Here is an 11,524-nt window from a genome sequence, read left to right as displayed (position 1 = left end):
CTGCGGTAAAGGCGCAGGTAGGCTGCCGCGAGGGTGGCGGGGTCATGGGCCTCCAGCAGGCGGGCGGCGAAGGCGGCTTCGTCCTCGGTCACCTCGTCGGCCCACCTCGGGTCGGCCCGCAGGCGTTCCTCGTCCTTGCGCAGGATTTCCTCGGCCGAAGGCGGCACGGTCCATTCGGCCTGGATCTTGGCCCATTTGAGCAGGCGCTCGGCCTTCTTCACGGCCTTCGGCGGCACGATCAGCGCCGAGATCCCCTTGCGGCCTGCGCGCCCCGTGCGGCCGGACCGGTGCAGAAGTGTCTCGGTATTGGTGGGCAGATCGGCGTGAATGACCAGTTCGAGATCCGGCAGGTCGATCCCGCGCGCGGCCACGTCGGTGGCTACGCAGACCCGTGCGCGCCCGTCGCGCATGGCCTGCAACGCGTGGCTGCGTTCCTGCTGGCTCAGTTCGCCCGAGAGGCTCACCACCGCGAAGCCCCGGTTGCCGAACCGCGCGGTCAGGCGCGCCACTGTGGCGCGGGTGTTTGCGAAGACGATTGCCTTCTGCCCCTCGTGGAAACGCAGCAGGTTGATGATCGCGTGTTCGGCATCCGCGTCCGAGACGCGCAGCGCGTTATAGGTAATGTCGGCGTGCTGCTTGCCGCCCGACAGGGTCGAGACGCGGACCGCATCGCGCTGATAATGCTGGGCCAGTGTCGCGATCATCGGCGGCACGGTGGCCGAGAACATCAGCGTGCGCCGATCCTCGGGTGCTTCTCCAAGCATGAACTCGAGGTCCTCGCGGAAGCCCAGATCGAGCATCTCGTCAGCTTCGTCCAGAACGATGGCGCGCAGCCCCGTCATGTCGAGCGTGCCGCGCTGGATATGGTCGCGCAGACGCCCCGGCGTGCCCACGACGATATGGGCCCCACGTTCCAGCGCCCGGCGTTCGTCGCGGAAATCCATGCCGCCCACGCAGGACACCACCTGCGCTCCGGCATTGGCATAAAGCCAGCGCAGTTCGCGCATCACTTGCAGGGCCAGTTCGCGGGTCGGGGCCACGATCAGTGCCAGCGGGACATCGGCCTGTGGCAGGGTGTCGGCCCCCTCCAGCAGCGTCGGTGCAATGGCCAGGCCAAAGCCCACGGTCTTGCCCGACCCGGTCTGGGCCGACACCAGAAGGTCGGCAGTTTCGAGCTCGGGCTGGGTGACGGCCTCCTGCACGGCGGTCAGGCTGTCATAGCCGCGCTCGGCGAGGGCGTCGGAAAGGGTCTTGATCATGGGGAGGGGCGATCCGTCAGGGCTGGCGTGGCACGCGAGTCGTTTGGCCACGGGAAAGCGCGTTCACTACCTGCACCGGAAGGGAAAGTATAGGGGAAATCGTTGTCAGCCCGCGAAGAACCGGATCAGGCTGCGCGCCGCGCGGCCATGATCCAAAGCCCCATGAATACCAGTGAGAAGATGACATTGTAGTTGGCCATGGACAGGCCGAACATCTGCCAGGCGATCTCGTCACACAGCACGATGGCGGTGCCGCAATCGGGATCGAGCAGCCCGCATTCGGAACTGAGCAGGTCAACCCCGCGCGAGGTGCAGGAAGACGGCCCGAGCCACCAGTGGCGTTCCACCCCGGTGTGATACATCGCCAGCCCCGCCGAAACGGCCATGTTGAGCGCGCCGGCCCAGGCCAGCAACGCCTTGGGAATGGCCAGCCCCACGAGGCCGAGCGCAATGCCGATCCGATGCGGCCAGCGCTGCCAGTAGCACATCGCGCAGGGCTGCACCCCAAGCACGAACTGGAAGAACAGGGCGCCGAAGAACAGCCCGGCAGAACCAAGGGCCGCAAGGCCGATCAGGCCGCGCCGGGACAAGCCGTCAAGAAAGCTCATAGGTATTTCACCACGTAGAAACCGCCCGCCAGCAGTACCACGAAGAGCGTGAACATCAAGCCGAGGCGGCGTTCGATGAAATCACGAATGGGTGCGCCGAACTTCCACAATAGGGCCGCGACGATGAAGAAACGCAGCCCGCGCGCGATGACGCTGGCCACCATGAACACGCCGAGGTTCAGCTGCGTGACCCCCGACATGATGGTGATCACCTTGTATGGGAAGGGCGTGACGCCCGCGACCAGGACGGCCCAGGCCCCCCATTCGTTGTAGCGGGTGGCGAAGTCCTCGAAATAGGCGTCCTTGCCGTAGAACTCGAGCACCGGGCGACCCACGGTCTCGAACAGTCCAAAGCCGATGTAATAGCCCAGGAGACCGCCAAGCACCGAGGACACAAGGCACACCGTGGCGATCAGGAAGGCGCGGCTCGGGGCGGCGATGATCATCGGGATCATCAGGATATCGGGCGGGATCGGAAAGACCGAGCTTTCGAGGAAAGACACAAGTGCCAGGGCCCAAAGCGCGTGGCGGTGGCCGGCAAGGCCGATGGTCCAGTCGTACAATCCGCGGATCATATGCGTCTCCTGAAAATGTCAGACCGCGATGCCCGATAAGGGGGCGGGGGTCAAGCACTGCCATCCCTTTGCACCGACAGGTGCCCGAAAGGAGGGCAGAAGCGCGCAGGATGTGTGCAGGTGGTGGAACTTCAACGGGCAATCTGCTGAAATGCGCGCGAAATTCGCGGAGGGGTAATCATGACGGTGATCATCGCTGGCGCCGGGATCGGCGGGCTCAGCCTGGGGCTGACGCTGCACCAGGCCGGCATCCACTTTCACATCGTCGAAGCGGTCGAAGAGCTCAAGCCGCTGGGCGTCGGCATCAACCTGCAACCCCACGCGGTGCGCGAGCTGTTCGAGCTCGGGCTGGAGGAGCAGCTGGACAGGATCGGGCTGCGCACACGGGAAGTGGCCTATTTCTCACAGCAGGGCGGCCTGATCTGGTCGGAGCCGCGCGGCAAGCGGGCAGGGTACAACTGGCCGCAATACTCGATCCACCGGGGCGAGCTGCAATTCCTGCTCTACCACGAGCTTCTGGCGCGCTGCGGCCCGGACGTGATCACCACCGGGGCCGCGCTGGCGGGCTGGGACGAGGATGCCCATGGCGTTGTGGCGCATCTGGTCAACCGGCGCACGGGCGCGGCCTTGCCGGACCTGCACGGGTTGGTCCTGGTGGGGGCCGACGGGATCAATTCGGCGCTGCGCGCTGCGCTCTATCCCGACGAGGGGCCGGCGCATTGGCGCGGCACGATGATGTGGCGCGGCGTCACGCGGGCCGAGAGCTTTCTCACTGGGCGCACCATGGCGATGGCGGGCACGGCGGATCGCAAGTTCGTCTGCTACCCGATCCAGGACTTCGGCGATGGCGAGTTGCGGGTCAACTGGATTGCCGACCTGGCCATGCCCGAGGATTACCAGTGGAACCGGCAGGACTGGAACCGCGAGGGGCACCTGCATGACTTCGCGGATCATTTCGCTGAGTGGAGCTTCGACTGGCTGGATATTCCGGCGCTGATCCGCGAGGCCGAGGGCATCTGGGAATACCCGATGGTCGATCGCAACCCGCTGCCGCGCTGGAGCCACGGGCGCGTGACGCTATTGGGCGACGCGGCCCATGCGATGTATCCCATCGGGTCGAACGGGGCGACACAGGCCATCCTGGATGCCCGCGTTCTCGTGCGCGAGATGCTGAGGCATGGCCAAACCGAGGCGGCGCTGGCGGCCTATGACGACGACCGGCGCGAGGCGGTGAACGCGCTGGTTCTGGCCAATCGCGGCGACGGGCCGGACATCGTGCTCGACAAGGTGGCCGCGCGGGCGCCCGAAGGGTTCGGCGATATCTCGGAGGTCATGAGCCAGGATGAACTGACCGAGATCGCCGGGGCCTACAAGAAGATCGCGGGTTTCGACGTGGAGCGGTTGAACGCCAGGCCGGGCCTGATGGAGATGTGACGCGCAGGCGCCGGGCAACCCGGCGCCGGTGGCGCGCCGCGGGCGGCGCGCTTGGGCGGGCTGGCGTCAGCCCGCCTTGCACGGCGCGTGGACGCGCCTTTTTGGGCCGCACCAGTTGACAGCGGGTCCGCGCGCCACAACCTTGTTCCCCAGCAAGGAGTCCCGTCCATGACCCCCACCTATGACCGCATCCCTGAAATCGCGCTGGACTGGCACCGCCAGGGCGAGGGCGCGGCGCTGGCCACGGTGATCGAAACCTGGGGCAGCGCGCCCCGGCCCGTGGGCAGCCAGCTGGTCGTCTCGGGCGAGGGCGAGATGGAGGGGTCTGTCTCGGGTGGCTGCGTCGAGGGCGCGGTGGTCATCGAATCCATTGATTGCCTGGAAAAGGGCGAGGCCACGGTTCTGGAATTCGGCGTTGCCGATGAGCAGGCCTTCGCTGTCGGCCTGGCCTGCGGTGGCCGTATCCGGGTTCTGGTCGAACCCGTCGGAAGGGTTCTGCCCGTCGACATGCTGGAGGCGCTGGTCGATGCCCGTGCCAGCCGCGAACAGGTGGCCTATGTGGTCAACCCCAGCACCGGCGCACGGCGGCTTGTGACGGGGCAGGGCGATGCGCTTGCGGACGAGATCGCGGAGCGCTTCCGCACCGACAAGTCCGGCTTCGAGGGTGACTGGTTCATCGCCATTCACAACCCGCCCCTGCGCATGGCCATCGTGGGGGCAGTGCATATCGCCCAGGCCCTGGTGCCGATGGCGCGGCTGGCAGGCTACGACCCGGTGGTGATCGACCCGCGCCCTGCGTTCGGGGCCGAGGCACGATTTCCCGGCGAGAAACTTGTAGAAGAATGGCCCGATGACGCCCTGAAGGCTTACGGGCTCGATCCGCGCACGGCGGTCGTGACGCTGACCCATGACCCCAAGCTCGATGACCCGGCCATTCGGGCCGCGCTGGCCTCCGACTGTTTTTACCTGGGCTGCCTCGGTTCGACGCGGACCCATGCCAAACGGGTGGACAGGCTGACGGAGGCGGGCTTCAGCGAGGCGCAGATCGCGCGCATCCACGGGCCTGTCGGGCTCGATATCGGCGCGCAGGGGCCAGCCGAGATCGCGATCTCGATCATGGCCGAGATCACCGCGCGGCTGCGCAAGGCATGAGGTTCGGGCCGGTTCCCCTGACCGAGGCGCTTGGCGCCGTGCTGGCCCATTCGGTGCAGCTGCCCAAGGGGCGGTTGCGCAAGGGGCGGGTGCTGACGGCGGATGATCTCGACACGCTCGCCGCCCTCGGGAGGGGGCGCGTGACCGTGGCCCGGCTCGACCCCGGCGATATCGAGGAAAACAGCGCCGCGCGCCGCCTGGCGCAGGCCCTGGTGCCGGACCCGGACACTGTGGGGCTGGACTTGCAGGAGGCCTTTACCGGTCGCGTCAACATTCGCGCAACACGGCCCGGCGTGGTCGGTATCGACGTGGCTGCGGTCGAGGCGCTCAATTCCGTCGATCCGATGATCACCCTGGCCACGGTCCCGCAATGGCAGCGCGCCTGGCCGGGAATGATGGTGGGCACGGTGAAGATCATCGCCTATGGCGTGGCGGAAACCGCCCTGGGCCGGGCCGAGGCGGCGGCGCGCGGCGCGCTCTGCGTGCGGCCCGTGGCCCTGCCGACGGCGGGCCTGATCGTGACCGAAGTGCCGGGCGATCCGGTCAGCCCCGAGGACAAGGGGATCGCGGCGGTGGCCGGGCGGCTCGACGCGCTCGGCGTGGCGCTCGAGGCGGTGCAGATCGTGGCCCACGACACCGAGTCCATCACCGCGGCACTGGCAAGCCTGCCCGGTGCGATGAAACTGATCCTGACCGCCTCGGCCACATCCGACATTCACGATGTGGCCCCTTCGGCGGTGGTCGCGGCAGGGGGGCAGATCACCCGTTTCGGCATGCCCGTCGACCCCGGAAACCTGCTTTTCCTGGGGCAGATCGGGGCAGCCCCCGTCATCGGCCTGCCCGGCTGCGCGCGCAGCCCCGCGCTGAACGGTGCCGACTGGGTGCTGGAACGGGTGGCCTGCGGCGTGCCGGTTTCGGCCGCTGATATTGCGGCAATGGGCGTGGGCGGATTGCTCAAGGAAATCCCGACCCGGCCGCAGCCGCGCGCGGGGCGCAACCAGAACGGGTAACGCCCGGCGAAACCGCTCAAATCTTGACCAGCCGAAAAAATTTCATTTGTGCTGCAACGATTCCGTGTTTGGATACCTCCAATAACACAGGGAGGTAATTCATGACCCAGGTCACCATGACCGTGAACGGCAAGGCCGTTTCCGGTTCCGCTGAAGGGCGCACGCTCTTGTCCGATTTCCTGCGCGAGGGGCTGCGTCTGACCGGCACCCATGTGGGCTGTGACACCAGCCAGTGCGGGGCCTGCGTGGTGCATGTGAACGGCAAGCCCGTGAAAAGCTGCACCATGCTGGCGGCAGAGGCCGAAGGGGCCGAAGTGCGCACCATCGAAGGTATGGCCAACGCGGACGGATCGCTTTCGACCATCCAGCAGGCCTTCCAGGATCACCACGGGCTTCAGTGCGGTTTTTGCACGCCCGGCATGGTGATGAGCGCGGCCGCATTGCTGGCCGAGAATCCGAAGCCCACCGAGGCGGAGGTCAGATCTTATCTTGAAGGGAATATTTGCAGATGTACCGGCTACCACAACATTGTGAAGGCAATCATGGCAGCGAGCGGGCAGGAGGTTGCGCCCGTCGCGGCGGAGTGAAGGGCGCAGCGCTGACCGCAGCCGCCCTTGTGGCCCTGGCCCCGGGATTGGCCTCAGCCGAGGGGTTTTCCTCGGGCTATGTCACCGGGTTCGGCTCGGAAGACGAGTGCATGAACATTGCCCGCAGCTCGATGGACCAGCATTTCGCGCGCTACGGGATCAACCCCGATACTGGTGAAGCGACATTCTCGGTCTTCGGGTGGGACGTGCCACCGGGCGCCACGCAGGTGGCCATCGTCTGTTCCGAGGATCAGGGGCGCGTGACCGCGACCGTGACCGGCTACAGCCTTCAGGAAGACGGAACCCGGCTGGAAACGGTCGAAGCGTTCCTCGACCTGCTCGAAGGCGTGCCGCCCGGTGGCGGCGGGAGCAAGTAACGCGCGATGGGGTCCCGTAACGTGATACGCCTTTTGACCCGTGCAACTCCTGGGTTGGCCATTGCCGCAGCCGGTCTTTTTGCCGGTGCGGCCCTGGCCGACAGTTTCTCGAACATCGACCTCATGTCGGTAGAGAGCCCGGAAATCTGCATGTCACAGGCGATGCAGGCGCTGGAGATCCTGGCAGGGGAAAACGGGGCGAACACGCCCGATCTGACCCAGGGTCGCTGGTCCACGTTCGGATGGGACATTCCCCCGCGCGCGGCGGATATTTCGATCATCTGCCCCGAGATCAACGGCACGGTCTATCCCTTCGCCACCGCACATACCCAGGGCGACGACAACTCGCCCGGTGATGTGATCGAACGGCTGGCGGAGATCTTCAACAAGCTATGACAGGCGACCGCCCGCCGCAGAGGAGGTGGCGGGCGGAACGCACCGAGAAAGACAAGGAAAACAGGGAGGAAAGCATGCCAAAGGATCATGGCATCGGCGCGAGTACAAAGCGCCGCGAGGACGTCCGGTTCCTGACCGGTAAAGGCAGGTATACCGATGATATCAGCCTGCCGGGTCAGGCCTATGTGTATTTCCTGCGCTCTGACGTGGCGCATGGGCGGCTCAACAAGGTCGACACGTCGGTTGCCCAGAACATGCCCGGCGTCGTGCGTATCTTCACCGGCGCCGATTTCGAGGGCGTGGGCGGCATTCCCTGCGGCTGGCAGGTGACAGACCGCCACGGCAACCCGATGCAGGAGCCGCCGCATCCGGTGCTGGCGCAAGGCAAGGTGCGCCACGTGGGCGACCCGATTGCCGCCGTCGTGGCCGAAACCGCCGCGCAGGCGCGCAATGCCGCCGAGGCGATCGAACTCGATATCGAGGAACTGCCCGCCGTCGTCGACATGGCCGCCGCGCTGTCGGACGGGTCTGCCAAGGTGCATGACGAGCTGGACAACAACCTGTGCTATGACTGGGTCTTCGGCTCGGACGATGCCGCGATGGAGGCCGCGTTTTCCTCGGCCGCGCATGTGACCACGCTGGAACTGGTCAACAACCGCCTGGTTGCCAACCCGATGGAGCCGCGCGTCGCCGTGGGCGACTACAACTCCACCAATGACGAAAGCACGCTCTATACCACCAGCCAGAACCCGCATGTGATCCGGCTGCTGATGGGCGCTTTCGTGCTGGGGATTCCCGAGCACAAGCTTCGGGTGATCGCGCCCGATGTGGGCGGCGGCTTCGGCTCGAAGATCTTCCACTACGCCGAAGAGGCCTTCTGCACCTTCGCCGCCAAGGCCATTGGCCGCCCGGTGAAGTGGACAGCCAGCCGGTCCGAGGCGTTCATCACCGACGCCCATGGTCGCGATCACGTGACAAAGATCGAACTGGCGATGGATGCGGACAACAACTTCACCGGTCTGCGCACGCATACGATGGCCAATATGGGGGCCTACCTGTCGACCTTCGCGCCGTCGGTGCCCACTTATCTGCACGGCACGCTGATGGCGGGGAACTACAAGACCCCGGCGATCCAAGTGAATGTGAAGGCGGTCTTTACCAACACCGTTCCCGTCGATGCCTATCGCGGGGCCGGGCGGCCCGAAGCGACGTTCCAGCTGGAACGCGTTGTCGACAAGGCCGCGCGAGAAGTGGGGGCCGATCCGGTGGCGCTGCGTCGGCAGAACTTCGTCACCTCCTTCCCCTACGAAACCCCCGTGGCCGTCGCCTATGACACCGGCGACTACAACGCCACGATGGACAAGCTGATGGAGATGGTCGACCGCGACGGGTTCGAGGCACGTGCTGCCGAGAGCGCCAAGGCCGGCAAGCTGCGCGGCTTCGGGGTCAACACCTATATCGAGGCCTGCGGGATCGCGCCCTCGGCCCTGGTGGGGCAGCTCGGTGCACGCGCGGGGCTTTACGAAAGTGCTACGGTGCGGGTGAACGCCACTGGCGGTCTCGTTGTCATGACCGGCAGCCACAGCCACGGTCAGGGCCATGAAACCGCCTTCCCGCAGGTGGTGGCCGACATGATCGGCATTCCCGAGAACATGGTTGAGATCGTCCACGGCGACACCGCCAACACGCCGATGGGCATGGGCACCTATGGCTCGCGTTCGCTGGCCGTTGGCGGTTCGGCCATCGTGCGGGCGACCGAGAAGATCATCAACAAGGCCAAGAAGATTGCGGCCCACCTGATGGAAGCCTCGGAAGGCGATATCGAGCTCAAGGACGGGCAGTTCACCGTCGCGGGCACCGACAAGTCGGTGGCCTGGGGCGATGTCACGCTGGCCGCCTACGTGCCGCATAACTACCCGCTGGAAGAGCTGGAGCCGGGGCTGGAGGAAACCGCCTTCTACGACCCGTCTAACTTTACCTACCCGGCAGGGGCCTATGCCTGCGAGGTCGAGGTCGACCCCGAAACCGGCAAGGTCACGGTGTGCAGCTTCGCCGCCGCCGACGATTTCGGCAACGTGGTCAACCCGATGATCGTGGAAGGCCAGGTGCATGGCGGTCTGGCGCAGGGCATTGGCCAGGCGCTGCTGGAAGGTGTGTCCTACGACGAGAACGGGCAGCTTCTGTCCGCCTCCTACATGGATTACGCCATGCCGCGCGCCGACGACCTGCCGAGCTTCGCGGTGGATCACAGCTGTGTCACCCCCTGCACGCACAATCCGCTTGGCGTGAAAGGTTGCGGCGAGGCCGGGGCCATCGGCAGCCCGCCTGCCGTGGTGAACGCGGTGGTGGACGCGCTGCAACGCGGTGGCCACAACGTGACCCATATCGACATGCCCCTGTCGCCCGCCCGTGTCTGGCAGGCGATGAACGGCTAAGCCCGGAAAGAGGAGATCCCAAACCATGTATGAGTTTGAACTGAAACGACCGGGCACCGTTGCCGAAGCCGTTGCCGCGCTTGGCGGTGAAGAGGCACAGGCGCTTGGCGGCGGGCAGACGCTTCTGCCCACGATGAAACAGCGCCTGGCGGCGCCCGCGACCCTGGTCAGCCTCGGCGGCATCGCCGAGATGAAGGGCGTGTGCACCGACGATGCGGGCCGTGTCTGCGTAGGCGGTGGCACCTGCCACGCCGATGTGGCGGCGGCTACGGCTGACAGCTACCCGGCGCTGGCGCATCTGGCTGGCCATATCGGTGATCCGGCTGTGCGCAACCGGGGCACCATCGGCGGCAGCCTGGCCAATAACGACCCGGCGGCCTGCTACCCGTCGGCGGTGCTGGCATCGGGCGCGACCATCGTCACCAACACGCGCGAAATCGCGGCGGACGACTTCTTCGAGGGGATGTTCACCACGGCGCTCAACGATGGCGAGATCATCACCGAGGTGAAGTTCCCCGTGCCAGCGGCGGCAAGCTACCAGAAGTTCCTGCAACCGGCCTCGCGTTTTGCCCTGACGGGCGTGTTCGTGGCCAAGTTCGCAGGGGCTGTTCGGGTCGCGGTCACCGGCGCGTCGGAAGATGGCGTGTTCCGCTGGAGCGAGGCCGAAGACGCGCTCTCGGCCAATTTCTCGCCCGAGGCGGTCGATGGCCTGTCGGTCTCTGCCGATGGCATGATCTCGGACCTGCACGGGTCCGGCGCCTACCGCGCCAACCTGGTCAAGGTGCTGACCAAGCGGGCGGTCGCCGCCTGCTGATCGGCGGCCTTCGGGACAAGAAAAAACCCCGCGCCTCGGCGCGGGGTTTCTCGTTTTCAGATCGGGCCGTTGCTCAGAGCCCGAGCGCGTTGCGCAGTCGGGTCACGACCTCGCCCACCATGTCGGGGTTGGCGCGGGCCTGCTCGATCGCGGCGCTCAGCGAGGCGCGGGCGATGGCCGACAGGTCGGAGCCTTCCACGGCGGCAAGGGCGGCGTCTGCATTGAAGCCTTCGACCGAAAAGAGGGTCGACAGGTCGGTGGCCTCGGTCACGGCGTCGGCAGCGGCCTCTTCGACGGCTGCGGTCGCCTCTTCTGCCATTTCCTCGGTGGCGGTTTCAGCAACGGTTGCGGCGTCGGTGGTTTCTTCGACGGCGGCGGTTGCCTCTTCGGTCGCGGCAGCGGCCTCGGTCGTGGTGTCTTCCACGGCTTCGGCAGCCTCTTCGGCGACATCGCCGGCCCCGGCTTCGGCCCCTTCCGCGGCGCCGGTCACCTGATCGACCAGGCTTTCGGCAGCGGCGGTGGCGTCTTCCACGGCCTCGGTGACGGCCGCTTCGGCCTCTTCCATGACCTCTTCTGCGGCCTCTTCAACGGCAGCGGTTGCTTCCTCAGCGGCCTGGGTGGCCTCTTCGACGGCGTTTTCGACCGCCTCTTCGACGGTGGCGGTTTCTTCCTCGGTCGCCTCTTCAGCTTCCTCGGTCGCCTCTTCGGCGGCGGGTTCGACAATGGCGTCTTCAGCGGTTTCTTCGGGCTCGGGCGTCGGCATCATGGTGTAGCCGATCAGGCCGAGGCCCACGAGAATGATAATGACATAAAGGGCGCGGGACATTGGGTACTCCGATACTCCGGCGTGTTGATATCGGCCCTTCCCATACGCCTG

The 11,524-nt window shown here is 66.3% G+C and carries 12 protein-coding genes; 8 read left to right on the top strand and 4 right to left on the bottom strand.

Translation table 11 applies throughout. From position 1 onward, the window contains the following. The 3 genes from ACEQXV_RS14920 to ACEQXV_RS14910 all read right to left on the bottom strand — a co-directional run. Nucleotides 1–1,259, bottom strand: a 1,259-nt coding sequence (locus tag ACEQXV_RS14920; RefSeq protein WP_370269830.1) for a DEAD/DEAH box helicase, incomplete at its 3' end; no start/stop codon positions are given. A gap of 125 nt (nt 1,260–1,384) precedes the next feature. Further along, entirely contained in the window at nt 1,385–1,867 is a 483-nt protein-coding gene (locus ACEQXV_RS14915) for a disulfide bond formation protein B (RefSeq protein ID WP_370269829.1), read from the bottom strand. Further along, nucleotides 1,864–2,442, bottom strand: a complete 579-nt coding sequence (locus ACEQXV_RS14910) for a YqaA family protein (RefSeq protein WP_370251657.1) — start codon at nt 2,440–2,442, stop codon at nt 1,864–1,866. Before ACEQXV_RS14910 ends, ACEQXV_RS14915 begins: the two co-directional genes overlap by 4 nt. Nucleotides 2,443–2,622: 180 nt before the next feature. Between ACEQXV_RS14910 and ACEQXV_RS14905 the strand changes: the two genes are divergently transcribed. From ACEQXV_RS14905 to ACEQXV_RS14870, 8 genes are all read left to right on the top strand, one after another. Then, nucleotides 2,623–3,876: a flavin-dependent oxidoreductase gene (locus ACEQXV_RS14905; RefSeq protein WP_370251655.1), complete on the top strand. Its 1,254-nt coding sequence runs from the start codon at nt 2,623–2,625 to the stop codon at nt 3,874–3,876. Nucleotides 3,877–4,044: 168 nt separating this feature from the next. After that, nucleotides 4,045–5,028: an XdhC family protein gene (locus tag ACEQXV_RS14900; protein ID WP_370269827.1), complete on the top strand. Its 984-nt coding sequence runs from the start codon at nt 4,045–4,047 to the stop codon at nt 5,026–5,028. Then, on the top strand, nt 5,025–6,038 hold the full coding sequence (locus tag ACEQXV_RS14895) for a molybdopterin-binding protein (protein ID WP_370269826.1): 1,014 nt from the start codon (nt 5,025–5,027) through the stop codon (nt 6,036–6,038). Before ACEQXV_RS14900 ends, ACEQXV_RS14895 begins: the two co-directional genes overlap by 4 nt. A gap of 101 nt (nt 6,039–6,139) precedes the next feature. Further along, the gene (locus tag ACEQXV_RS14890) at nt 6,140–6,625 is read left to right on the top strand and encodes a (2Fe-2S)-binding protein (RefSeq protein WP_370251881.1); all 486 of its coding nucleotides are present in this window, start codon (nt 6,140–6,142) and stop codon (nt 6,623–6,625) included. Further along, complete coding sequence (locus tag ACEQXV_RS14885; protein ID WP_370251879.1) at nt 6,622–7,002, top strand: hypothetical protein; 381 nt, start codon at nt 6,622–6,624, stop codon at nt 7,000–7,002. The genes ACEQXV_RS14890 and ACEQXV_RS14885 overlap by 4 nt, the downstream gene beginning before the upstream one ends. A 33-nt stretch (nt 7,003–7,035) precedes the next feature. Beyond that, nucleotides 7,036–7,398, top strand: a complete 363-nt coding sequence (locus ACEQXV_RS14880) for a hypothetical protein (protein ID WP_370269825.1) — start codon at nt 7,036–7,038, stop codon at nt 7,396–7,398. Nucleotides 7,399–7,472: 74 nt separating this feature from the next. Beyond that, nucleotides 7,473–9,833 (top strand): xanthine dehydrogenase family protein molybdopterin-binding subunit, encoded by a 2,361-nt coding sequence (locus tag ACEQXV_RS14875; RefSeq protein ID WP_370269824.1) that lies wholly within the window; start codon nt 7,473–7,475, stop codon nt 9,831–9,833. 25 nt (nt 9,834–9,858) lie between these two features. After that, nucleotides 9,859–10,647: a xanthine dehydrogenase family protein subunit M gene (locus ACEQXV_RS14870; RefSeq protein WP_370269823.1), complete on the top strand. Its 789-nt coding sequence runs from the start codon at nt 9,859–9,861 to the stop codon at nt 10,645–10,647. Nucleotides 10,648–10,720: 73 nt separating this feature from the next. Here ACEQXV_RS14870 and ACEQXV_RS14865 read toward each other — a convergent pair whose 3' ends face one another. Then, on the bottom strand, nt 10,721–11,473 hold the full coding sequence (locus ACEQXV_RS14865; RefSeq protein ID WP_370269822.1) for a hypothetical protein: 753 nt from the start codon (nt 11,471–11,473) through the stop codon (nt 10,721–10,723). Between the last annotated feature and the right edge of the window lie 51 nt (nt 11,474–11,524).

This window comes from Nioella sp. (assembly GCF_964229645.1).
Lineage (GTDB): Bacteria > Pseudomonadota > Alphaproteobacteria > Rhodobacterales > Rhodobacteraceae > Nioella.
The sequence above is the reverse complement of the archived record's forward strand: the minus strand, read 5'-3'. Positions and strand labels throughout refer to the sequence as shown.